Raw genomic sequence first — 23,860 nt, 5'->3', positions numbered from 1 at the left:
AAGTGTTACACCGCGCGCTCCAGCTTCTCGTCGATGCGCGCGACCAGGGAGTCGAGCAGTTCGCCGTTGCCAAAGCGTTCGATGACTCCGGCGAGGAAGCCTTCAATGATGAGCCTCCGGCTTTCGGCGTCGTTGATGCCGCGGGACTTGAGATAGAAAAGCTCTTCGTCAGGAATCGGGCCGCTCGTCGCGCCGTGGCTGCACTTGACCTGGTCGGCGTTGATTTCGAGGCCGGGGAGGCTGTTGGCCTCGGCTTCGTCGCTGTTGAGCAGGTTGCGGCAGGTCTGGTAGGCATCCGTGTAGTGCGCGCCTTCATCGACGATGATGAGACCGCTGAACACGCTGCGTGACTTGCCGTAGAGCGCGTTTTTGTAGAGCAGGTCACTTGTGGCGTGCGGCGCCTTGTGGCGCTGAAGTGTGCGCTGATCGACGATCTGATCGCCGATGGGCAGCGAGACGCTGAGCATGTCGCTGCGGGAGCCTTCGCCGACGAGGTCGCTGACGCTTTCGCTGCGGCTGAAGGAGGCGCCGAGCTGCACCTGAAAGCTCTTCACGCTGGCATCGCGTCCGGCGGTGATGCTGGAGAGATGCAGCGCCTGCGCATCATCAGCGAGTTCCTGGCACGCGGCGTAGGTGATCTTGCTGCCGCTGCCACCGACGAGATCGGCGATGGCGATGCTGAGACCGCCTTCGCCTTCGAGACTGCGGTAATGATCAACGACACTGACCTGCGCGTTGTCTTCCGCCACGACAAGCGTGTGCGGGAAGATGGCGGCGTGGTCGCCAACGACCCAGTGGAAAATCTCAACGGGCTTTTCGATGACGACATTCTTCGCCACGATGATGACGGTGCCCGCTTTGACATGCGCGAGGTGCAGCGCGGCAAACTTGGCGGAGCCGAGAGGCAGATCACCCTTCATGAAGTGATGCTGGAGCACGTCCGCGTGTGTTTTGAGCGCTTCGGCAAAGCTGACGCACACCACTCCGACAGGCAGCCCTGCCGTGTCGGACTCGACGAGCGTGTCGTTCACGAACACGAAACGCGCGGCGCGCTCCTTGAGTCCTTCCGTCGCGGCAAGAGCGGCCTGAATGTTCTCGGCCGAAGGCGACTTCGCTGGTGAGTGGTCGGCGAGTTCGATCTTCTTGGCGTTGGAGTAACGCCAGTTTTCATCCTTGATGGTTGGAAGAGGAAGCTTCTGGAATTCGGCCCATGCGGCTTCAGAACGCGCGTGGAACCAGCCGGGAGCGGAAGATTCCTCACGTGCTGGAGCGATGATTTCGAGACCGGAAGGGGCAGGAGAGGCTTCAGGAGGCATTGCGGAGGTTTTGGAGACTGGAAGAGAGCTTGTGGGCATGTGAATGAAGGTGCCGAAGGAATTATAAGCCGGCGGTTGGAAGGGTCCGTTTGTACTGCTGCTCAGAGCTTTGAGTTCTCGACTGTAGGCGCGTGGTCATGTGGTATAAGGCCAGCGTGCTCCAACAAAACACAACCAGACTCAAGCACTTCCAGATCACAGGATAACAGAACACTCCAAGCGCCGACGCGAACACAACCGGAACGAGAAAAATCCATCCGTGGGGCAGGCTAAATGCCACGCCAAAGGCGAAGAATGAGATGACGGCTCCAGTAGCACACGAATGAGTGACCCGCTGCCCACGATCGGTCAGTCTCCAATGCAAAAATGTGCGGATTAGATTCATGACAGGTGGCAGGTGGTGGTCCACGCGCCAGTTAGAGCGATCAGCCGACGCTGCCTTCCATTTCGAGGTCGATGAGGCGCTTCAGTTCGACGCTGTATTCCATCGGGAATTCCTTGGCGAGATCGTTGATGAAGCCGTTGACGGACAGGCTCATCGCCTCGGCTTCGCTGAGGCCGCGCTGCATGAGGTAGAAGATCTGGTCGGCGCTGACCTGGCTGACGCTCGCCTCGTGCTGCGTGGCGTGTTGGTTGCCGCGCACGGAGATCGCAGGATAGGTGTCGGTGCGGCTGTTGCTGTTGATGAGCAGCGCATCGCACTCGGTGTTGTTCTTGCAGCCCTTGAGATGTTTCGGGATGTGAACAAGGCCGCGATACGTCGAGCGTCCTTCACCGATCGAGATGGACTTGCTGATGACGTTGCTGGTCGTTTCATCGGCGGCGTGGACCATCTTCGCACCGGTGTCCTGATGCTGGCCACTGTTCGCTAGAGCAATGCTGATGACTTCACCGCGGGCACGCTTGCCCTTCATGATGACGCCCGGGTACTTCATGGTGAGACGGCTGCCGATGTTGCAGTCGATCCATTTCACCACGGCGTCCTCATGTGCGATGCCGCGCTTGGTAACGAGGTTGAAAACGTTGCTGCTCCAGTTCTGCACGGTGACATACTGGATCTTCGCTCCCTTCATGGCGACGAGCTCGACGACAGCGCTGTGCAGCGTGGCAGTCTCAAACTTCGGTGCGGTGCAGCCTTCCATGTACATCACTTCAGAGCCTTCATCGGCGATGATGAGCGTGCGCTCAAACTGGCCAAACTGCTCGCTGTTGATGCGGAAGTAGGCCTGGAGCGGATGGCTTACTTTGACGCCCGGTGGGACGTAAATGAACGAGCCACCGGAGAACACAGCGCTGTTGAGCGCGGAGAATTTGTTGTCGCCCGTGGGAATGACCTTGCCGAACCATTTCTTGAAGATTTCGGGGTATTTGTGCAGACCTTCGGTGCTGTTCACGAAGATGACGCCCTGCTCCTCAACGGCTGCCTTGATGTTCGAGTAGGCGGCCTCGGAGTCGTACTGCGCTTCGACACCCGCGAGGAACTTGCGCTCCTGCTCGGGAATGCCGAGGCGGTCGAAAGTCTTTTTCACGTCCTCGGGAACATCGTCCCAGGAACGCTTCGGCTTCTGGCCGTCGCTGAGGTAGTAGCGGAACTCATCGAACTTGATGTTCTCGAGATCCTTCGTGGCCCAATGCGTGGGCATCGGTTTGTCCTGGAAGACCTTGAGCGCCTTGTGCCGGAACTCGCGAATCCAGTCGGGATCGCCTTTCACATCGGCGATGAAATCGACGGTCTTTTCCGTGATGCCGAAGCCGGAGTCGAACTTGTTCCGCTCAGGAAAGGTGAAATTGCCGGTGTTGTCGGCCTTGATGTCGGAGATGTCGTTGCCGACGGGTTCTGGGGCGGTGACCATGGGATGGGAGTTTGGATTGAGAATTTGTGATAATGTCTAGTGTGCTGGATCTGAAGGGCGTCTCAACACGGCGACGATGGCGGCTGTTCCAATACGATGATCTCGAACAATTGAGAAAGTTGAAACCAGTTCCCAACCTTCTGATGAGTTTGCGTCGAGGACAGATATGAATTGCTGGTGATTCAGTTGGGCAAATCTACCGTCAGCATCGCGCTCTAAGGGAATCTCGATTGTTTTATGGAACCACATGATTTGAAGTGAACTATTTATGCAGCAGCGGCCAAAGTCTCCTCGTGGACCCAGTCGTAGCCGCGTTCTTCGAGTTCGAGGGAGAGCTCTTTGCCGCCGGTTTTGACGATGCGACCGTCTTTGAGGACGTGGACGATGTCGGGCTGGATGTAATTGAGCAGACGCTGGTAGTGGGTGATGACGAGGAAGCCGCGGTTCTCGCTGCGCATGGCGTTCACGCCGCGGGAGACGATTTTGAGGGCGTCGATGTCGAGACCGGAGTCGGTTTCGTCGAGGATGGCGTATTTGGGCTCCAGCATCATGAGCTGGAGGATCTCGTTGCGCTTCTTTTCACCGCCGGAGAAGCCTTCATTGACGCTGCGGCTGGTGAAGCTGCGGTCCATCTCGAGCTGATCCATGCGGGCGTAGAGCTGCTTGTAGAACTTCACGGCGTCGATGTCCTCGCCCTTCGGCAGGCGGGCCTTCAGCGCGGCGCGGAGGAAGTTGGCGTTGCTGACGCCGGGGATCTCGTGCGGATACTGGAAAGCGAGGAAGAGTCCGGCGCGGCTGCGGGCATCGACGGCCATGTCGAGGATGTTTTCGCCATCGAGGAGGACCTCGCCGCTCGTGACTTCGTAGTCTTCGTGGCCGCAGAGGACCTTGCTCAGCGTGCTCTTGCCGCTGCCGTTCGGGCCCATGATGGCATGGACTTCACCAGGGTTGATGGTGAGGTTCAGGCCTTTGAGGATTTCGCGGCCGGGGATCTGGGCGTGGAGGTTTTTGATTTCGAGGGACATGAAATGGGGAGGGAATAGGAGGGGTTACTTGGCGGCGCAGGCACTGCAGGTGCCGTGGATGGCGAGGTCGGTGCGGGCGATCTTGGTGCCGGCGGGGAGGTTCCAGAACTTGCCGGGATCGAAGTCGGCGGCGGGATGCGCGTCGATCACCTTGCCGCACTTCTCACAGTGGAAATGGACGTGCTCATGCAGGTTGGCGCAGTAGCGGGACTGGCCGCGCTCGAGATGCACCAGCTTGATCAGTCCGGCGGAGGTCAGGTGGTCGAGGCAGTTGTAAACGGTGGCCAGGGAGATGTGCGGGGAACGGCTTTTCACCCGGTCGAGGATCTCGTAGGCGGTCGGGTGGTCCGTAGAACCTGCCAGCACGTCAAAAACCTCGCGGCGGTGCGGGGTCAGGCGGACGTCCGAGCCCAGCACGGCCAGACGACAGTCCAGACCGGAGGGTTTGGCGGGATTGCGTGGGGTGGGAGGGGGCATGCGAATTTAGAATTAGAATGATTCTAACTGCATTAGGTACGGCCCTTTGGCAAGGGCGGATGCCCGTTTCCCCCAATTTTCTTTCCTCCCGCCCACGCAAAACGCTCCCGGCATGCTACTCCTCCCGCATCATGACTCGCGCCCACGCCGACGATCTCTCCTGGACCACCCAAACCTCGCCCAAGGGCAAGTACGCCCTCGACCGGAGGTCGCTTTCCATCGCAGCGGGCAGCCCGAAGGACATCGGCACCTGGGGCGGCGGGCACCCCTTTGACCTCGAAATCCACCTCATCCCGCCGGGGAAGATCAATTTCCCGCTCCACGAGCACTCCGCCCAATGGGAGGCCTATTATATCCTGAGCGGCCGCGGCCAAGTCCGCACGCCGAAGGGCAAGGAGGCGATCAAGGCGGGCGACTACCTCGTTTTTCCACCCGGTGAGGCCCATCAACTCATCAACAACGGCTCCGAGGACCTCACCTTCCTCGTCGTCGCCGACCAGCCGCAAGCGGATGTGATTCACTACCCTGACTCCGGAAAATGGATGACCAAGCCGCAGCGCAAGTGCTTCGAGATGACCGAGGCCGATTACTTCAAAGGCGAGGAGTGAGCCAATTGGCGCACAACCATTCTGATTTCGCAGACGGGAAATGCGGGCATGCTTCGGCATGATGAAACCGACCACGCTCCTTGGGATATGCCTGCTCCTCGCCGCCTGCGCCCAGCCTCAGGTGTCGAATGAGGAAATCGCCGCCTTCGCTCCGGTGCGCACTGTTCTCGAAACGAACTGCGTCCACTGCCACGGCGACAACCGCCTCTCCACCATGCCGCCGATCAACGACACGCACGCGTTGTCGAAACTCATCGGCTCACAGTGGATCGTGCCTGGCAAACCGGAGGCGAGCCGCTTCTATCAGGTTGTCACTTTCCCCGATGAAATCCCCGGCGCGATGCCGCCGAGCGGTCACGCCATCCCAACACACGATGTCCACATCTTGAAACAATGGATCAAAGACGGCGCGAAGGTGCCGGCGCATAACATCAAGATGGAACCCCGCGGCCCGTTGCCGCGCTCGATCTGATTCAGGTGCCCGTGTGTCCTCGCTTGTGCGCCAGTTCGCGCAGGAGGTCGATCTGAATCTGCTGCACCTCCATCAGTCTGGTCGTGTGCTGATGCAGCAGGTAGTCCATCTTTTCATGCAGGTGCCGGATTTCGAGCTCCGCCTTGAGGTTCACCTTGTAGTCGCCCTCCGCTTGCTGGCGGTCGCGCGCCTCCTGCCGGTTCTGGCTCATCATGATCACCGGCGCCTGCAGCGATGCCAGGAACGAAAGCATCAGGTTCAGCAGGATGAACGGATACGGATCAAACGGCCGCGCAAGCAGCACGCCCGCGTTGATCGCCATCCACGCCACCAAGAACGAGCAGAACAAAATGATAAACGTCCAGCTGCCGCCGAAGTCCGCGATCTTGTCCGCCAGCCGCTGGCCAAAGGTGAGCTGCTGCTCCTCCTCCGTCTCCGAGAGCGGGCGCTCGCTCAGCACCTCGTGCTTGTGCAGGCTGTCCACGACCTCCTCGTCCAGTCGCGTCAGATCACCCACCTGATCCTCCAACAGATTGCGCACGTATTCGAGCCGCGCCGCATTGACGGCGCTGGCGCTCAGGAGGGAATCTTCCGCCAGGTCCGGATGATGCTTGCGCAGGGTTTCCACGATGCTCGGCCGCAGTTCACGCAGCAGAATCAGCTTGGACAGGGGATGAGACTTGCCGGTGACAGCGCACACGCCCTGAGGCGACGCCTTCGTTCGTGAGGATTCCATGCCAGACAATACACCGCCGGCACAATCATCATTCGGAATTCGTCATCCGTCATTTTTCGACTACCCTCCGCGCCCGTTTCGCCCATGCCTGAGATTCGTTACCCCGCCGATCTTCCGATCACGCCGCGTCGTGGAGAGATCATCGCGGCCATCCGGCAGAATCAGGTCGTCATCCTCGCGGGCGAAACCGGTTCGGGCAAAACGACGCAGTTGCCGAAGATGTGCCTCGAAGCGTTGCATGATGTGCGCGGCATGATCGGCTGCACGCAGCCGCGACGTGTCGCGGCGATGAGCGTTTCCAAACGTGTCGCCGAGGAGATAAACGTGCCCTGGGGTCGCGAGGTCGGCTGCAAGATGCGCTTTAGTGACGACACCAGCCGTGACACGCGCATCAAGTTCATGACGGACGGCATCCTGCTTGCCGAAATCCAGAGCGATCCGATGCTGCGCGCGTATTCCGTGCTCATTCTCGACGAAGCCCACGAGCGCTCGCTGAACATCGACTTCCTGCTTGGCTACCTCGTCGGCTTGCTGAAAAAACGGCCCGATCTGAAGCTCCTCGTCACCTCCGCGACGATCGACACGGAAGCCTTCTCCGCTGCATTCGGTGGTGCGCCGATCATTGAAGTCTCAGGCCGCCTCTATCCCGTCGACATTCGCTATCTTCCGCTCGATAATGGCGAAGACGACTACGGTTTCATCGACGGCGCGGTCGCCGCGGTCGAGAATGCGCTCATCGAAACCGATGATGGCGACGTCCTCGTCTTCATGCCCACCGAGCGCGACATCCGCGACACGCGAGATCTGCTCGACGGCCGACTCGGCAGCGAATTCGAAGTGCTCGCGCTCTATGGACGCATGGCTTCCACCGAGCAGCAGCGCATCTTTGCGCCGGGCCGCAAACGCCGCGTCGTCATCGCCACGAACGTCGCCGAAACGTCCATCACCATCCCGCGCATTCGCTACGTCGTCGATACCGGCCTCGCGCGCATCAGCCGCTACAATCCGCGCACGCGCACGAAGCGCCTGCCGGTCGAGGCCGTGTCACAAAGCAGCGCGAACCAACGCGCCGGCCGCGCAGGCCGCGTGCAGGACGGCATCTGCATTCGCCTCTACTCGCAGGAGGATTTTGAAAAGCGCGACCGCTTCACCATGCCGGAGATTCAGCGCGCGAACCTCGCCGAGGTCATCCTGCGCATGAAGGCCTTCAAGCTCGGCGAGATCGAAGACTTCCCCTTCATCAATCCGCCCGTCAGCGCGGCCATCCGCGCCGGTTACGACCTGCTGCACGAACTCGGCTCGCTCAACGAAACGCACGAGCTCACGCCGCTCGGCCGCGAACTCGCCCGCCTGCCGCTCGATCCCACGCTCGGTCGCATGCTGCTGCAGGCTCGCATTGAAAAAGCATTGCCCGAGATGCTCATCATCGCCGCCGGCCTCAGCATTCCGGATCCACGCGAACGCCCCGAGGAAAAACGCGAACTCGCCAACGCCGCGCACAAGGCCTTCGCCGCACCCGAGTCCGACTTCATCACATTGCTCAAGATCTGGAACGCCAGTCCGGAGCCCGCCGGCAAATCGCGCAACGCGCTGCGGAAGTTCTGCAAACAGAACTTCCTCTCCTTCACCCGCATGCAGGAGTGGCGCGACGTTTGGAACCAGCTCTGCGATTCCTTCAGCAACGATCTGCGCACGCCCACACCGCCTGCAAACGACGACACCATCCATCGCTGCATCCTCGCCGCGCAGCTCGGCCACATCGCGATGAAGGAGGAGCGGAACCTGTACAAGGCGGCCGGCAATCGCGAAGTCACCGTCTTCCCCGGTTCGAATCTCTACGAGCGCCGCGAGAAGAACAGCAAGGGCAAGTCCGGCCAGGACAAAGGCCGCCAGCCGCCGTGGATCGTCGCCGGTGAGATCGTCCACACCTCGCAGCTCTTCGTCCGCACCATCGCGAAGATTGATCCGAACTGGGTCGCCGAACTCGGCGCGCATCTTTGCACGCACAAATACAGCGAGCCGCATTGGAACCTCAAATCCGGCCGCGTGCTCGTCACACAGCGCACGCTCATTCACGGACTCGAGGTGAAGCGCCAGCACATCGACTTCCTCAAGGTCGATCCCGTCGCCGCCACGCAGATGTTCATCCGCGCCGCGCTGATCGACAGCCAGGACGTTCCCATCACGCTGCGCTTCTACGCGCACAACAACCAGCTCCGCCAGAAGATCGAGACCATGCTCACGCGCGTGCGCAGCAACCGCGTCTATGCCATCGAGGAGCGCCTCTTCCGCTTCTACGACGAGCGCATCAAGAACGTCTCGTCCATTCACGACCTCAACCGCTTCGTCAAAGAGCACCTCGACGAGCAGCCGAACTTCCTCTGCGCCACCGAGGAGGAACTCACCGCCGGCGAGGACTTCGAGTGCGACCTGCAGCTCTTCCCCGACAAAGTCTCACTCGCCAACACCGCTCTTCCCGTTACTTACAACTACAAACCCGGCGAGGAGAACGACGGTGTGACCGTGCAGGTCCCCGCGCAGCTCGCCGGTCATCTCTCAAGCGGTCAGATTCAGTGGATGGTGCCCGGCATTCGCGAGGAACTTGCCAACGTCATGCTGCGTGCGCTGCCAAAGGTCATCCGCCGCCAGTTGATGCCCATCGATCCGAAGGCGCGCGAAATCGCCGCCGCTTTTGATCCCGGTCGCGATGACTTCCTCGCCGCACTCGCCGATTTCATCACGCGCCGCTATCGCATCAACGTCCGCGCCGAGGACTGGCCACCGCAAAGCCTGCCCGCGCATTTGCAGCCGCGCGTCGAAGTGCTCGATCCAAAGAAGAACACCGTCATCGCCGCCAGCCGCGATCTCGACACCATCCGCAGCAGCGTGCAAAAGCAGGACGTGCGCTCCGACGCCTGGGAGAAGCTCCTGCCCCGCGTCGAACGCTTCGCATTGAAGTCCTGGTCCTTCGGCGACCTGCCCGAAAGCATCGTCGTCGAAGAACTCAACGGCACGCCCATCCACGGCTACCTCGGCCTCGTGTTGCGCGACGGCGAGATCGATGTGCGCCTCTTCCGCACGCAAGCCGAAGCCGCACGCGGCACCCCGACCGCCATTCGCAGGCTCGCCGAGAACACCTTGAGCAAAGACCTCGCGTGGCTGCCGAAGGAGCTCCGCAGCATCGGCGCGTCGAACGCGAAGCCGCAGCAGCCCGCCAGCTTTCAGGCCGCGCTCTCCCAGCTCGCCGCACCCGCCGCTGCCGCCTTGCCTGCATCAAATCTCGCGCAGCAGGCCCACGAGCACATCCTTGCCCACATGCTGCGTCTGCAGCCTGTGTTCCCGCTCACCGAGAAACGCTTCTTCGCCCTCTGCGAAACCGTCCGCCGCGAGCTCCCCGCCGTCACGCATCGCGTGAAGACGCTCTTCACGCAGATCCACGATCAGCGCGCCAAGCTCCTCGCTTCGACGAAACGTTACCCCGGCCTCGAACACGACCTAGCCCGCCTCATTCCCGCCGACCTCCTCGCCACCACGCCGCACGAGCAGCTTCAGCACCTTCCGCGCTACTTGAAAGCCATCCAGGTCCGCAACGAACGCTACCTCGCCAACCCCGCCAAAGACGCCGACAAGGCCCTGCTCATCTCCGACTTCGACGGCTGGCAGTCCCACGTCCCCAAATCCCAGCACGAAACCTTCCGCTGGATGATGGAAGAATACCGCGTGCAGGTCTTTGCCCAAGAACTCGGCACCGCGCAGCCTGTCAGCGTGAAGCGACTCGAAGCGCTCTGGGTGTGATTCACGCCACCACCTCAATCGTGCTCGTGCCACCCGCGCCGCGCAGAACGCGCACCTGCGTGGCGAGTCGTTCCTTGAGCAGATCGACGTGCGAGATCAATCCAATCGTCTTACCGCGAGATCGCAGGTTCTCCAGGGCGCTGAGCGCCACTTCCAGCGTCTCTGAATCGAGCGTTCCGAAGCCTTCGTCGATGAAGAGCGAGTCGATCGGATGGTGCCTGCTTGCGAGTTCGCTCAAACCGAGCGCCAGCGCGAGACTCGCGAGGAAACTCTCGCCGCCGGAGAGGCTTTCCATCGGGCGGTCCACGTTGGCCTGATACAGATCAACGATGCGCAGGTCGAGTTCATCGCCCGGTGCCGCCATCAGGCGATAACGCTCCGCCAGCACCTTGAGATGCTCGTTCGCCAGCCCGATGAGCTGCCGCAGCGTGAGCGACTGCGCGAAGCGCGAGAACTTCGCGCCATCCGCCGAGCCGATCAGCTCCTTCAGCCTGCCCCATCGCAAGGATTCGGCCTCAGCGGCCTGCAATTCGGCTCCGCCAGCCTCGCGGCGTTTCCTCGCGTCGTCATCATTCTTCACCTGTTGCTCCAGCGAGCCGACTTCTGTGCGCTTCGTCGCAAAGTCATCGTTCAAGCGCTTCGCTGCCGCCTCCAGCTCGCTCAATGCCTCCGCGCTGAGCACCGGTTGCCCTGCAAACGGTGAACGACGAACTTCGAGCTGCTCCAGCTTCGCCAACGTGGCCGCGAGCTGCGTTTGCAGCGCGTTCAGTTTCGCCTCCGCTTCGCGCCAGGTGTTCTCGGCTGTTGAAACACGGACTTCATGCTGCTGACGATCCTCGGCGAGCGTTTTGCCGCCGAGCAGTTCGTTCAGCCTGGCCTTCAACTCGTCCGACTTGCTGCGCAATGCCACGCCTTCGGCCTTCAGCTCGTCGAGTCGTTGCGACTTCGCAGCTTCTCCCTGCTGCGCGAGCTGGATCTCGCCTTCGAGCTTCTGGCGCTCGCTGAGCTTTTGCGCAGCTTCCTGCTTTTTCTTTGCGAACGTGGTGGCGCGTTTGTCCAGCGCATCGAGTTCCTGCTCCACATGGAGTGGCGACGATTCGTCGCCAAGATCCCCTTTGGAAAGGTGACGAATCGTCGCCACTCCATGCAGCGCTTCGCGCTTCGCGAGCTCGTCAGCCTCCAACGCACCGACATCCGGCACAACGATCTCAGCCAGCACCTTCCTCATCTCCGCGGCGCGTTTCTTCTCCCCGCCCGCCTCTGTCTCCACCTTCGCCAGATCACGGTCCAGCGTGACGAGATCGCGGTTCACCTTCTCGCACTGCTTCTCCAGCGTGGTCAGCAGCTTGCGTGCGATTTGAAGCTGCGATTCAAAGCTCGTGCCGCTCGTGGCGAAGGGATGCTCCGTCGCACCGCAGAGCGGACAAGGCTCGCCGTTCTTCAAATCGTGACGATGCTCGTCAAAGCCGGCCACCAGCTCCGCCTGCCGTGTCACTTCGCGTTGCGCTTCGAGGGTCTTCGTCAGTCGTTCCAGTTCCGCGCGATCCGTTTTGGTCTTCACGGCGCTTTCGGCGGCCCGTTTCGTCAACGCGGCGGCCTGCGCTTCCGCGTCGGTGATCTTCTGGTTCAGCGTTTGCGCCTCGGCATGACGTTTCCGGCCTTCGGCGAGCTTTTCAAAAGCCGCGCGCCATTCGCGGACGGCAACGCGCAGTTTCGGCAGGGTGTCGGCGAGTTCCGCATCGGCCGCGTTCTGCTTCAACCATGTTTCAAGCGCCTGCGCGGCTTCATTGTGGTTGGTCAGAGCTTTCTCAGCGGTTTCGCGGCGGGAGGCAGCCTCCTTTTGCTCCTTCGCCCACGTTTGATAAGTGGCGCGACTCTCAACGAGCTGCTTTTCGAGCTGGTCGCTCTGCGCGGCCATGCCGGCGGCCTGTTCCCACACAGGCTCGCGCTTCGTGCGCTGCTGCTTGGCGTCGTCGGCTGCGGCTTTGGCCTTCGAAAGATCCGCGACGGCTTCCACCTGCGAGGTTTGCAGCACGCGGTCATTTTCAGTGAGCTTCGTGAGTTCGGCGACAATGGACGCGTGCTCGCGTTGATCGTGCCATTGCTTCGCCGCAGCCTGATTTTCGAGGGTGAGGCGTTCAGCCGTCGTGCGGGCCTCGGTGAGGGTGGTTTCGAGCTTCGCGCGTGCCTCGTCATCAAGCACCGTCACCGCACCGAGGCTGGCCTTGAGGCGCTGCACCTGCTCGTCCTTCTCGCGATGCGTTTCATGCGCGAGGATGGAGAGATCGCGGTAGATCTCGGTGCCGGTGATCTTTTCGAGCAGTTCGGCGCGTTCGTTCGGCTTCGCCTTCAAAAACGCCGCAAACTGCCCCTGCGCGAGCAGCACGGAGCGCAGGAAGCGATCGACGTCGAGACCGGTGAGCGATTCGATCATCGGGTCCATCTCGCGGCCTTTGTCGGCGAGGATTTCGAGCGTCGTCGCATCGGCCAGCGTGCGCTGCACGGGCCGCAGATTGCCCGACTTCGTCTTCCCCAGCCGCCACGTCGCGCGGAGCTTGCGCCCGCCCGTTTCGAAGTCCACCTCGGCAAAACACTCCATCGTGTGCCGGCTCATCATCTCATCCGCCTTGTCATTGCCGTAACGCGCCGCGCGGCCATACAGCGCCAGCGTCATCGCATCCAGCAGCGTCGATTTCCCCGCGCCCGTAGGACCCGTGATCAGGAACACGCCCGCCGCCGCCAGCGGCGCCACATCAAACCGCACCTCATGCGCCCCGCTGAGCGAGTTGAGGTTTTGGAGTCGGACGGCGAGGAGACGCATGGAATTTGGTTAGCGAAACAAACGTGAAAACAAGCAAAGCCGAATAAAAACACAAATCCGAGCTCCTGATGGCAGATAAAAAATTGAGAATGGACATTGCGCCATGTCTACGACTATGCAGAATTTTGCTGAGACGATCTTTTGTTTATGAATGCCGCGCAAAAAATCCAAGTCTCCCGAGACGGATCAATCCTTGGAGAACATGACCATGACGAGATTGTGTTCCGTTTGAACCAGGGTGCTTACAAAATCACCGATCACTACTGGCAGGAAGGAATGAGCGAATGGCGTCAACTTGTTGACTTCATTGGCTCGAAACCAAAACACCGGTCCAATTCAACCAATCCTGATCACAAAAGGCTCGCAGTCGGAGTCTGCGCAGCCATCGGCTGCATGTCGCTTGGAGCTGGCTTGATGTGGATGGTTTTGGCCCCTCAGAAGCATGATACCTCGCACTCTGTAGTTCCTGAACATGCAGAGGCTCCCACTAGTGTGTTGACCGATTCACAGGTTCGACCTGAAAGCGAGGCAATCTCCAGCAGCACCCCAAAAGAACCAAAGGCTATGCAAGCCGATGAGGTTTACTCGACTGTTGCCCCGAGCGTTGTATTGATAAAAAGCATTGGTGCCGACAATCGACCTCTAGCATTTGGCAGCGGCTTCGCCATCTCGGACGGTAAACACATTGTCACGAATCGGCATGTAATTGAAGGCGCTTCCAAGATTGAGATTGTGTTCGCAGATGGAACATCCGAATCCCCTCAGAAGGGGGCCATTTCTTCATCTGACCAGGACATCGCCATTGTCGAAGTGACTCATCAACAAAAAGCAATTCCCTGGACGCAAAACCCTCCAAAAGTTGGGAACCAACTTTTTGCGATCGGCAACCCGAAGGGTTTAAAGCAAACATTGTCGAATGGAATCCTAAGCGGCATCCGAGATGAGAAGGGTTTGTCGTTTTATCAAATGACGACACCAATTTCCCCAGGCAGCAGCGGCGGACCTGTGGTCAACGAGTTTGGCCAGCTAGTCGGCATGGCGACGTTCTATTTTGAAGATGGTCAGAACTTGAACTTCGCCGTCCGATCACAAGATATTCAAAGACACCTCGAAGGCGCTCAAATGCGTGACCTCTCCACGATCATCGCCACTCAAGAAAGCTCAAAATTCAAACATGGATCAAATGGGATTGACGTTGATGTGCTTGGAATCAAGGAAGGCTATGTTGTCATCTCGGCAAAGAACTCTTTGAAGAGCACTGTCCGTGCGATGCTCCTTCGATTAATTTACTTTGAGCTTCCTGACGACAGCGAATACCCAGTCGCATACGATAAACCCATTGCTGTCATCAAAGATTATTGCGCCAAGCAGCAGGCTGCCGTCAACGATCTGAGCGACTCAAGCGCAAAACTCACGACGTTACTGAGGCTTCTTCAGAACGATGGTTCTAGGATGAGCGACCAACTCTTAGCTCAGATCAAAGTCGCTAGCGATGCGATCCCCGGCTCCTCCTACCAACTCGGCATAACCGGCCTCGAGTTGGATGCAGAGTTTTTTTTGCAGTCAGTAAACAGCCAAAACCCATACACGAGACAAAGCGTAACAACACGCTATCTACCCAAGCTAAATAGGTCCATTATCGAATCGAAGGCAAAGGTTGAGGAGCGCCTCAAAACAATGAACGAACAAGTTCTTTTGGGCAAAAAAATGATCGCTGATGCTGAGATGAAGCTAAAGCAGTTTGTCGCAGTTCAGTCTGAAAAAGCAGCAAGCTTCAAGAAAACCTATGCAGATGCTCAAAAGCGAGTCGTTCACTACGAGGACGTCTCCGTCGTTGAAGACATCGCGCCAGGCTTGGTCAAACAAATTGGTGTCATGGCGACAGCGAATGAGAAGTGGGGAATCGAAGCGCATGTTTTAGACCACCTGACGGCTAGATCAACAAACTGAGAAGCTCTCAGATTTCACAGGAGCACTTTCTTTTCTCTAGTCGCTAGCAGCTCATCAAACACGGCACCGAGTTCCTCTCCCTCAATCTGCTTTTCCTTCAACAGTTCGCGAAACACCTCGCGGGGCTGGAGGTCGTGCAGGGCGGGGCCGGTGGGTTGCCAGGGCGTGGCGGCGGTTGCGGGAAGGTCGGCTAGGACTTTGAGGACTTCGAAACGGCCGGCGGCGGCTTCGCGCACCTGACGGTCGAGATCGGGCTCGGGGGCGGCGAGCTTCACGGTGACTTCGGCCCAGGCTCCGGCGGCCACTTGTTCGAGATCGGCGGCGAGCGTGGCGCGATCTGCTTTCACGCGGACGAGCGAGCGAGTGACTGGCACGGCGGGCGTTTCGATTTTCATGCCCTGCGTGTCGAGGATAACGACGGATTTTTTGTCCGCGGCCTCGGAAAAGCTGAGCGCGATGGGCGAGCCGCTGTAGCGCACGATTTCCTGGCCGCCGACTTTTTGCGGACGATGCAGGTGGCCGAGGGCGGTGTAGTCGAAGCCGGTGAAGATGTCCGCGCCGACGGCGCCGAGGTTGCCGATGTGGATGTCGCGCTCGCTGTCGCTGGTGGTGGCGCCGAGGACGGTGAGGTGGCCCATGGCGATGACAGGGCGCTGCTTCGCGACGTCGCGGCAGGCGGCGAGCTGAGCGGCATAGTGGTCGCGGATGGCGCTGCGGACCTGCTCGTGCACGGCGGCCATCGTTTCACCGGCGGCGGCCTCGCGGAGGTCGCGCTCGCGCAGGAAGGGCACGGCGGCGACAACCGCGCCGCCGAGATCGACGATGTTGTCCCCGGCGTGGCCGAAGACATGCACGTCGAAGCGACGCAGCAGCTCACGCGGGGCGTTGAGGTGCGAGGCGGAGTCGTGGTTGCCGCCGGTGATGACGGCCTTGACCGTTTTCAGATCGGCGAGGCGCTTCAAAAAGTCGAAGTAGAGCGCGACGGCCTCCTGCGGCGGGTTTGCAGCGTCGAAGACATCGCCGCTGACGAGCAGCGCGTCGATTTTCTCGGAGCGCAGCGTGTCGATGAGCCAGTCGAGAAACGCGGCATGCTCCGGCAGGCGGTCACGCTCGACGAGCCGGGCGCCGAGATGCCAGTCAGCGGTGTGGAGGATGCGCATTCAGCCGTGACCTAGGCGGGAATGCGTCGAAGCGCAATCATTGGCAGCAGCAAGAACAGCATGCCGCGTCTTCTCAGTTCCGGTTCAGGAGCTTCTTCACCTCGTCCTCGGAGTAGGCGCTTTTTTTGCCGCCCTTGTCATTGTAGTTCTCGATGATGTCCGGCCACTTGCCGTTGACCTTGGAGCGGGAGAGCGCGGAGCCGGTTTTGTAGGTGTTGGCGCCGAAGGTGGAGTCGCTCTCGCGGGCCTGCTGGCTGCCGAAACGAGATGAGTCGGTCTTGAAGCGGTCGTTCATGGCGCCGGCCTGCTTGTCTCCGAGGCTGTAGGTCATGTCAGCGCTCTTGTTGCGGGACTTGCCGAACCAGCTTTGGTCCGTCTTGAACTGCTTCTGTCCGGCATAGGAATCGGCACCGTTGAAGCTTTTGGAGTGATGCATCTGCTTCTGATAATAAGCGCCCGCCTGGCCTTTCGACGACTTCGGATCGGTCAGGTACTTCTCATACGAGCTGCGCTGGTTTTCGTTCGGCTTGAGCATGGCGCGCTGGGCGAGAGGCATGTCCGTCGTGTTCGGCTTTTTGCTCTTCTTGTCCGGGCCCGAGCACTGGCACAGCACGACGCCTGCGCCGAGGCAGAGGAGAAGGCGTGTGGTTGAATTCATGGCTGGGGCGTGGGTTTGGCGGCCGGCTGACGGGTGAGGAAAAGGATTTCCTTCGTCACGCCGCCGGGCAGGTGGAACTTGGGCAGCTCCGCCTCGATGCCGGGGAGTCTGCCCCAGCTTTGGTAGAGTTCAAAGATGAGTTTTGCCGCCTCGGCGGGCAGCGTCCAGTTCATGCGCATGAGGTACGACTCCGCCGCTTCGAACTCCTGCTGACGCATGAGGAAGCGTGCGTAGGCGGCGAACAGCTCCGGCTGCAGCGAGGCGGTGCCTTCGAGGCGCTGCAGCGCCGCTTCAAACAACTCGCGGGCGAGGTTCGCGTGCCCGGTGTCTTCAAACGCACGGGCCCACTCGATGGTCTGGGCGCCGCCGGGGAAGGCGAGACGCAGTGTTTCGCTGAAGAGCTCGCGCACCGAGGCCTCATCATGCAGGGCATGGGCGACGCGAACGGCGAGCGGCAGCTTGCGGCCCTGCTCGCGGAAGGTGGGAATGCCTGCCACGATCTCGCAGGCGTCCCAGGCCCAGGCGGCGTGTCCGGATTGCAGCATTTCTTCGGCGGCGAGTTCGATGCACAGCCGGTCCTTCTCCGCCACCTGCTGCCAGGCGCTGACGAAATCCGCATGCGCCTCCTGAGGCAGCCGCGAGGTGAAGGCGCTCAGCGCCAGTGCGGCGAGCGGACGATCCGTGCCCGCCCGTGACTCGGTGCGCAGCATGGCGATCCAGCCTGCCGCCTGTTTGCCTTTGGCGAGCTCTTTGAGCCAGGCATGCATGTCTTTGAGCGTGTCGCGATCTCGTGTCGTGGTGCGGAACAACGCGGCGATCTGCGCGCGTCCGCGTTCGGGCGCCCAGCCCGGATCGGCTGCAAGCACCTTGAGCTGCTCCAGCCGCAGCGTGAAGCGTTCGTGGTCGCCTTTGATCGTGCGGTCGGCCTGAGTGAGGAGATTCAAGGCCTCGGTGGGCCGGTCGTGGGTGCGCAGTCCGGCGGCCAGTGCGACCACGCAGGGCAGGGACTTGCGTTCGACGCACAGCGTCATCAGTTCGCGCACATCATTCCAATCACCCGCCGCCGTGGCGATCTGACAGCGCAGCTTCAGCACTTCCTGGGCGACGGGTTCCAGCGGCTCCGCCAGCGGTACGTCACGCAGCACTTTCAGGGCGGCCTGAGGTTGTCCGAGACGCTGGAGAATCTGCGCGCGGTGCAGGCTGGCCTCGACATCGAGATCAGTGCCGGCCTGGTCGTTCGCCACATAGCAGGCATGCAGGCGGTCCCAGGCGGAGAGCGCCGCATGGTCGTTCTGCATGCGCTCGTGCAGCAGGCCGAGCTCGCGCAGGTAGGAAACCTCGTGCGGACGGCGGCGTTCGAGCACCTGGGTAAACTTGTCGCGGAAGCCCTGACGCCGCAGTTCATCCACATTGAAGTCACGGGCGAGAAACAGCGCATGCTTTTCGCGGAGGGTGTCATCGCCGGGTTGCGGGGGCTTGAGCGGCGGCTCGGCCAGCAGCAGCTTGAGCGCGAAGCCGCGGCCGGGCTCGATCTCCATCGCGTTCTCAGACACGCGCAGCATCCACAGCGCGTAGTCGGGGTTCGACGGCGCCCGGTCGGGCAGCATGGCGTAAACATCGATCGCCTCACGCACCATGCCGGCGCTCTCCAAGCGGCTGCCGAGATTTCCGAGCGTGTCCACCGAGTGCTCGGTGCGCAGATCCACCGCCGCGAGATGCTCGCGGATCAGGCGCCGCCGCGTGGGATAATCCGCCGTGCGCAGCCTGCCGATCAGGTCATTGATCCGCCATTCGCCGAATTCTGAGTCCGAGCGTGGTCCCAGCATCGTGGTGCCGTAACGCCGGTCGATGGTGGTGTTCGCGCCGTCCACCACGCCGCCGAGCCCCTGCTGCACCATCAGGGCCTGAATCTCCCGCGTCTCCTCCCACAGGCTGCGCAGATGCGGCGGTTCTTCGTAGCGCGAGGCCCCCTGCGAGAGCAGGCTGCCCTTCGTGTCCGTCATGTCGCGCTGCGCGAGGAACGGGCCTGAGAGGAATCGTCCCAGCGTTTCCGCGCCTTTCTGGTCCGCGCCCGCGAGGCCGGCGACCGCCGCCTTGCGGATCGAAGTCATCGCGGAAGGCTGCGTGCGCTGCAGTCTGCGCCATGCGGAGCGCAGGGTCTCCTCGCGCTGCTGTTCGGAGTTCGCCACGCGGCTCAGTGACGTGAGGCTGAGCAAAAACGGATCGTAGCTCGTGCGGTAGTTTTCCGCCGCCACCGGTCCGCGTACCGCGGCATCCAGGTATTTTCGTGCCAGATCCCAGCGCTCCGCGCTTTCCGCGATGCGTGCGAGGAAAAGCGAGTAGTCCATTTCCATCTCCGGAGCGTTGAGCGGCAGGCTGGAGCCCAGCGCCAGCGCCTCATCGTAGCGCTGTTTGTCCTGCAGCTTGCGCGTCAGTTCCACGATGGCGGCGTTGCGCAGCACACGCCAGGCGCCCAGTTGCGCGAGTTCACCCGGACGGAAGCGGAAGCTGTCCACATCCACCAGCATCGAGACGCAGGCCTGCAGCAGTTCCGCACGCGCTTTCACGACATCCGGCGACCAGCCTTTCTCACCCGCCCAGCGCACCGCCGCGTCCATGCCATTGCTGCGCAGCGTCAGCCAGAGCATGGCAAACTGTTCCTCCAGCTTGCGGAGGTCCGGCAGAATCTTCGCAAGCACCGTACGGAACTCGGTTCCCGCTCCCGCATAATAAAACGCCCACAGCTTTTCGACCTCGTTTGCCTTGGCGTCCTCATTCCATTGCTTGATCCACGCGTTCCATTCGTCGCCTCCGTTGGCACGCCGCAGCCGGGCCAGTTCTTCGATCGCACGCAGCCGCACCATGGATGCATCTTCGGGCAGTTCCGCAAACTCCGCACGCGGCTGACCGAGGAACGCACGCAGCGTGTCCAGTTCCTTGCGGTCCAGCCCCGGAGCGAAGTCCAGCAGTGACACAAGATCTCCCGTGGTGACACCGCCTCCGGCATGGCGGGTGTCGGTCAGCGGCAGCGGTGCGCGCACACCGACGACCGGATAGCTCCGTGTCTTCACCGGCGCCGCGAGCACTGCCTGAAGCTGCTTTTCGGCCTCCGTCTCGTCCGCAAACCGCAGGCACTTCAAGGCCAGCCGCAGCCGCGCACGGCCATCCCACGGGCGCACCTGCGTCATCTGCTCATAGACACGCAGTTCGGCTTCATCCTGGCCCGAGCCCTGATAGTACTTCGCGAGTTCATCCAGAGCCGTGGCGTCCTGCGAAAACCGGCTTTCCAGACGCCGCCGTACGCGATCCGCCTCGGTGATTTGAAACGTCTGTTCCAGCAACTCCACCAGACGACGCGACTCGGCCGCGATCTCCTTGGGCGGGGCCGCGGCAGCGATCTGCTTTTGGAAATAAATCGCCGACTTCAAATCCGCTACCTTCAGGGCGGCATCACGCAGTTGATCGAGCGAGAAGGGTGTGTCCGGCGAAGTGTAATAAGCCTGCTTCATGCTCGCGAAGGCCTTCACGTGATCTCCTCCGCGTTCAAACACCTGCGCCAGGGCTTCATGATAGAATCCGTCAAACGGATGCCGCTGAACCCGTTCCAGCAGCGCACGCTCGAGCAGTTTCAGCCGGTCTCTCATCACGGAAGGAGCCAGCTCACCGCCGCTCGAGTCGGAGAATGTCAGGCGGTCGATGCAGCGCCGCAGCACCTCGCGCCGGCGTTTCACATCCGTCTCCCGCTCCAGAATCTGCGCCTGCACCTCCACATGATCCGCGATGCGATGCTGACGCAGCAGAATGTCCGCGTAGCTTTCCATCAGCGGGATCGCCGTCGGTCCCTCGACACGTTTCACCGCCTGCTTCCACAGCGCCAGCGCATCCTCGGTGCGCCGCTGCAGGAAGTAGATCTGGGACAGTGCCGAGAGAAGCTGGCCAGACTCGGGAAACTCGCGATACGCATTTTCCAGCAGCTTCGAGGCCTCGACGCCTGGCGGAGGAAACGGTGTGTCGCTCTTCCATCCGGGGCTGCTCGTCTCCGAATCCGCCCGCCGCTCCGACTCCATCAGCAGTTCCGCCAGCCGCAGCGTGTAGCGGATGCGGCCTGAGGCGTCCAGACCTGAGAGACGCCTGAGCTGCCGCTCCATCAGGGCGACGTTTTCGTCCTCCTGCGCGAGATCCAGCTTCAACTGCTCCACCACCAGAGACACCGGAACATCCAGATGTGTCACGGGATCAAACTCCAGCCGGTTCAGCAGATCGTAGGCATCCTCAAACCGGCTGGTGCGCACCGCCCACCAAAACCCGCGAAAGCGGGCGGCTTCGGCGTCTTTTGATCTGGCATCTGCCAGCTTCGCTTCGGAGATGGTCTTCTGGGCAAACTCAAGCACACGGTCCGGCAGTTTCTCGCGTTTGACGCCGTCGGTGTCATCGCTGGCGAAACCTGTGCCGGTGAACGCATCAGGCAGCACGAAATCACCGCCACCGGGTGGTGATTTGAGCACCACCTTCGTGTCACCCATCAAAATGGAAAGAAGGCGTTCGTCCACATCCACGCGATCCTCGTCCGTCGTGCTCGCATGCCAGGCTTTTTCCACCCATTCAGCCGCTTCTTCGTTCTCACCCTGTTCGGCGAGCAGTTCCGCCAGTTGCAGCCATTGCTCGCGACCGGCGCCCGGTTTGGACACGGCCTCGCGCGCCATAATGATCGCGCTGTCGAGGTTGTTGCTTGCCGCGAGGAAGCTCGATGCATCGCTCAGCCGCTTCTGCCGCTCTTCTTCGTTGGCGGCACCGCTGGTGAATTCACGCAGCAGCTTGTCCTCAGAGGCCACATCGCGTCGTCCGCGGAAGAATGCGGCCAGATCAAACACGGCTTCCGCCTTTTGCGGATCCCGCTGCACGCGGGCGCGCAGGATCTTTTCGACCACGGCATCGAGCGTCCGCGTCTGGGCAAAGACCAGTGTCTGTTTTTCCACGTCGGTCGAGTCCTGTACCTCGAGCATTTTCAGCAGCCGTGCCGTGGCGCTCTTCGCATCACCGTTGCGCAGGTCGGCCTCGCAGCGCAGCATCACGATGGCCGGCAGATCGCTGCCGTCGTTTTTGAGCCGTTCATCGAGCAGCTTCGCCGCCTCGGCCGCCCCTTCGTGATCGAGCAGCGTGCGGACCAGCTCCCAGCGATAATCTTCTACCTGTGGCACGGCCTGCACCAGTGCGCGCAGCCACTTCAACTGCTCGTCCGGCTCCACCGTGAGCTCGAAATACCGCGCGGCATCCAGCAGCGCCTGCTCGGAAGGCGGCGTGTTCTTTGCCGCCGTGACCAGCGCCTTTTCCAGATCATCCAGCGTCCCAAAACGCTCATGCAGCCGCACGCGGCGGCGGAAGAAGTCGAGGTAACGTCCGTCGCGGAAATGGAGCAGCGCCAGCCCGTCGGTCAGCGCCTTGTCGGCTTTGGCGAACTGGTCGGCGTGCTCGTAGATGCGGGCCAGATCGTAGAGCGCGTCGAGTTTGCGCTGCGGATCTGTTTGATCCGCGAGTTTGGCAAAGAAACCTGCGGCGCGATCGGGGAAACCCGCTTGCAGGAGCAGCTGTGCCACCTGTCGTGCGAGTTCGATGTCCTGCGGTTTCAGCTTCGCCGCACGTTCGTAGGCATCCGCCGCTTCGGCATTCTTCCCGCCTGCCAGCGCCATGCCACCAAGTTCGATCCACATCTGCGGTCCCTGTGGATCGTCTGCCGGAACGAGTTCTGCGGCTTTTTTGATCAGTGTGAATGCGGTGGCCGGATCGGACAGTTCGCGCGCCACTGCAGCGCGGGACTGCAGCAGTGTGAGATTCTTCGAATCGGTCTTGAGCAGTTCGTCATACAACTGCGCCGCCCGCTTCAAATCTCCGCTCTTCCGGATCAGGTGCGCCTCCACGATCTTGACCGCTTCGAACTTCGATTTCTCCGCCTGCTGCGACACGTTTTCGACCAGCAGCTTCGTCGCGTCGTGTTTGTCATACAGATCCCAGAGCAGATCCAGCACGCGGCCGTATTCCGGCTGCTGCACGAGAAGGGAGAGGTATTCGTTCGCGAGCTTCGTCTCGCGTTCCGCCCATGGCTTATCAGTGGTCTGCGCCTGGGCCTGCAACACCAATGCCAGCGCCAGCGTCCCCACGAGACGCCTCAATTCCAGCAACTGGCCTGCGATTCCCGGCATAAACTTCACCCTCGATCATAGACTCCTTTGCGGCCAGCGCCAAGCTGCAACACCATGCCAGTCCACCCCGTTTGCCTTTGCCCATGAAACGCTTTCCAGCCCTCGCCACATTCCTATTCGCCATCAGCCTGCATGCGCAGGTCAAAATCCCGGAGCAGATCGAGACGGACAAGCGCCTGCCGCCCAAGGTTGGAAGCTGGAGCCTGCGGGAGGCGGTGGTGAAGGATGCGTCGCTTCCACGAGTGTTGCTGATCGGTGATTCGATCGCGAGCGGCTACCTAGAACCCGTGCGCAAGGCGCTCGAAGGCAAGGCGAACATCGATGCGTGGATCACGCCCATCAGCCAAGGAGACAAACGACTGCCGGCCATCGTCGAGGACATCCTCAAACAGCACGACTACGCCGTCGTGCATTTCAATCTCGGCCTGCATGGCTGGCAGAAGGGACGCATTCCCGAGGGACAGTTCGAGCCGCTGACGCATGCGTTTGTGCAGGGCATCAAGAAGGGAGCCCCCAAAGCGAAGCTGATCTGGGCTACGATCACCCCTGTCACGGTCAAAGGCGAGCCGGAGAAGCTCAATCCCGAGATCCAGCCGACGATCGACGCGCACAACGCGATGGCCCTGAAGGTGATGAAGGAGGAAGGCGTGGCCATCAACGATCTCGGCGGCCTCATGATGCAGCACCTGCCGCTCGCCGCGGGTGACATGTTTCATTGGAAGAAGGAAGGCATGGTTTTCATCGTGAACGCCGTCGCCGAAACTCTCACCAAGGCCCTCGCTCATTGATTCC

General features: G+C 61.2%; 14 protein-coding genes. 5 read left to right on the top strand and 9 right to left on the bottom strand.

The window, feature by feature from the left end:
- Positions 1-5: 5 nt before the first annotated feature.
- From sufD to KDL09_RS11375, 4 genes are all read right to left on the bottom strand, one after another.
- Positions 6-1,316, bottom strand: a complete 1,311-nt coding sequence (gene sufD, locus KDL09_RS11390) for a Fe-S cluster assembly protein SufD (RefSeq protein ID WP_294384854.1) — start codon at positions 1,314-1,316, stop codon at positions 6-8.
- 425 nt (positions 1,317-1,741) lie between these two features.
- A complete protein-coding gene (gene sufB / locus KDL09_RS11385; RefSeq protein WP_294384853.1) occupies positions 1,742-3,169 on the bottom strand; it encodes a Fe-S cluster assembly protein SufB in 1,428 nt (475 codons plus the stop codon).
- 266 nt (positions 3,170-3,435) lie between these two features.
- Entirely contained in the window at positions 3,436-4,194 is a 759-nt protein-coding gene (gene sufC, locus KDL09_RS11380) for a Fe-S cluster assembly ATPase SufC (RefSeq protein WP_294384852.1), read from the bottom strand.
- A 24-nt stretch (positions 4,195-4,218) separates the two neighbouring features.
- Positions 4,219-4,671 carry a Fur family transcriptional regulator gene (locus tag KDL09_RS11375; RefSeq protein ID WP_294384850.1) on the bottom strand — a complete coding sequence of 151 codons (453 nt, stop codon included), beginning with the start codon at positions 4,669-4,671 and terminating at the stop codon, positions 4,219-4,221.
- A 131-nt stretch (positions 4,672-4,802) separates the two neighbouring features.
- Here KDL09_RS11375 and KDL09_RS11370 point away from each other — a divergent pair, with 131 nt between their 5' ends.
- Together KDL09_RS11370 and KDL09_RS11365 are read left to right on the top strand one after the other, a co-directional pair.
- Positions 4,803-5,279, top strand: a complete 477-nt coding sequence (locus KDL09_RS11370) for a cupin domain-containing protein (protein WP_294384849.1) — start codon at positions 4,803-4,805, stop codon at positions 5,277-5,279.
- Between the two features lie 58 nt (positions 5,280-5,337).
- Positions 5,338-5,751 (top strand): hypothetical protein, encoded by a 414-nt coding sequence (locus tag KDL09_RS11365; RefSeq protein ID WP_294384847.1) that lies wholly within the window; start codon positions 5,338-5,340, stop codon positions 5,749-5,751.
- Between the two features lies 1 nt (position 5,752).
- On the opposite strand, the gene KDL09_RS11360 is transcribed toward KDL09_RS11365, so the two are convergent.
- Entirely contained in the window at positions 5,753-6,487 is a 735-nt protein-coding gene (locus KDL09_RS11360; protein WP_294384846.1) for a DUF1003 domain-containing protein, read from the bottom strand.
- Between the two features lie 84 nt (positions 6,488-6,571).
- Between KDL09_RS11360 and hrpA the strand changes: the two genes are divergently transcribed.
- The gene (gene hrpA / locus KDL09_RS11355; protein WP_294384845.1) at positions 6,572-10,282 is read left to right on the top strand and encodes an ATP-dependent RNA helicase HrpA; all 3,711 of its coding nucleotides are present in this window, start codon (positions 6,572-6,574) and stop codon (positions 10,280-10,282) included.
- A gap of 1 nt (position 10,283) precedes the next feature.
- Here the strand turns inward: hrpA and KDL09_RS11350 are convergent, their stop codons facing one another.
- Positions 10,284-13,103, bottom strand: a complete 2,820-nt coding sequence (locus tag KDL09_RS11350; protein WP_294384844.1) for an AAA family ATPase — start codon at positions 13,101-13,103, stop codon at positions 10,284-10,286.
- Positions 13,104-13,250: 147 nt separating this feature from the next.
- Between KDL09_RS11350 and KDL09_RS11345 the strand changes: the two genes are divergently transcribed.
- Positions 13,251-15,053, top strand: coding sequence for a serine protease (locus KDL09_RS11345; RefSeq protein WP_294384842.1), 1,803 nt, complete (start codon positions 13,251-13,253; stop codon positions 15,051-15,053).
- 14 nt (positions 15,054-15,067) lie between these two features.
- Here the strand turns inward: KDL09_RS11345 and KDL09_RS11340 are convergent, their stop codons facing one another.
- The 3 genes from KDL09_RS11340 to KDL09_RS11330 all read right to left on the bottom strand — a co-directional run bounded on the left by KDL09_RS11340 (position 15,068) and on the right by KDL09_RS11330 (position 23,068).
- Entirely contained in the window at positions 15,068-16,213 is a 1,146-nt protein-coding gene (locus tag KDL09_RS11340) for an exonuclease SbcCD subunit D C-terminal domain-containing protein (protein WP_294384840.1), read from the bottom strand.
- 73 nt (positions 16,214-16,286) lie between these two features.
- Entirely contained in the window at positions 16,287-16,871 is a 585-nt protein-coding gene (locus KDL09_RS11335; protein ID WP_294384839.1) for a hypothetical protein, read from the bottom strand.
- Positions 16,868-23,068 carry a tetratricopeptide repeat protein gene (locus tag KDL09_RS11330; RefSeq protein ID WP_294384836.1) on the bottom strand — a complete coding sequence of 2,067 codons (6,201 nt, stop codon included), beginning with the start codon at positions 23,066-23,068 and terminating at the stop codon, positions 16,868-16,870. The genes KDL09_RS11335 and KDL09_RS11330 overlap by 4 nt, the downstream gene beginning before the upstream one ends.
- Before the next feature lie 83 nt (positions 23,069-23,151).
- Here KDL09_RS11330 and KDL09_RS11325 point away from each other — a divergent pair, with 83 nt between their 5' ends.
- Positions 23,152-23,856, top strand: coding sequence for an SGNH/GDSL hydrolase family protein (locus KDL09_RS11325; protein WP_294384833.1), 705 nt, complete (start codon positions 23,152-23,154; stop codon positions 23,854-23,856).
- Positions 23,857-23,860: the final 4 nt, after the last annotated feature.

Source organism: Prosthecobacter sp., from assembly GCF_020439865.1.
Lineage (GTDB): Bacteria > Verrucomicrobiota > Verrucomicrobiia > Verrucomicrobiales > Verrucomicrobiaceae > Prosthecobacter.
This window is presented reverse-complemented; position numbering and strand designations above follow the sequence as displayed.

Excerpts from the sequence above, each read along its gene's own strand:
- KDL09_RS11325 (WP_294384833.1), top strand. The coding sequence starts at position 23,152 with ATGAAACGCTTTCCAGCCCTCGCCACATTCCTATTCGCCATCAGCCTG.
- KDL09_RS11350 (WP_294384844.1), bottom strand. The coding sequence starts at position 13,103 with ATGCGTCTCCTCGCCGTCCGACTCCAAAACCTCAACTCGCTCAGCGGG.
- KDL09_RS11330 (WP_294384836.1), bottom strand. The coding sequence starts at position 23,068 with ATGCCGGGAATCGCAGGCCAGTTGCTGGAATTGAGGCGTCTCGTGGGG.
- sufD (WP_294384854.1), bottom strand. The coding sequence starts at position 1,316 with ATGCCTCCTGAAGCCTCTCCTGCCCCTTCCGGTCTCGAAATCATCGCT.
- sufC (WP_294384852.1), bottom strand. The coding sequence starts at position 4,194 with ATGTCCCTCGAAATCAAAAACCTCCACGCCCAGATCCCCGGCCGCGAA.
- KDL09_RS11340 (WP_294384840.1), bottom strand. The coding sequence starts at position 16,213 with ATGCGCATCCTCCACACCGCTGACTGGCATCTCGGCGCCCGGCTCGTC.
- KDL09_RS11365 (WP_294384847.1), top strand. The coding sequence starts at position 5,338 with ATGATGAAACCGACCACGCTCCTTGGGATATGCCTGCTCCTCGCCGCC.
- KDL09_RS11335 (WP_294384839.1), bottom strand. The coding sequence starts at position 16,871 with ATGAATTCAACCACACGCCTTCTCCTCTGCCTCGGCGCAGGCGTCGTG.
- KDL09_RS11345 (WP_294384842.1), top strand. The coding sequence starts at position 13,251 with ATGAATGCCGCGCAAAAAATCCAAGTCTCCCGAGACGGATCAATCCTT.
- KDL09_RS11370 (WP_294384849.1), top strand. The coding sequence starts at position 4,803 with ATGACTCGCGCCCACGCCGACGATCTCTCCTGGACCACCCAAACCTCG.
- hrpA (WP_294384845.1), top strand. The coding sequence starts at position 6,572 with ATGCCTGAGATTCGTTACCCCGCCGATCTTCCGATCACGCCGCGTCGT.
- KDL09_RS11360 (WP_294384846.1), bottom strand. The coding sequence starts at position 6,487 with ATGGAATCCTCACGAACGAAGGCGTCGCCTCAGGGCGTGTGCGCTGTC.
- KDL09_RS11375 (WP_294384850.1), bottom strand. The coding sequence starts at position 4,671 with ATGCCCCCTCCCACCCCACGCAATCCCGCCAAACCCTCCGGTCTGGAC.
- sufB (WP_294384853.1), bottom strand. The coding sequence starts at position 3,169 with ATGGTCACCGCCCCAGAACCCGTCGGCAACGACATCTCCGACATCAAG.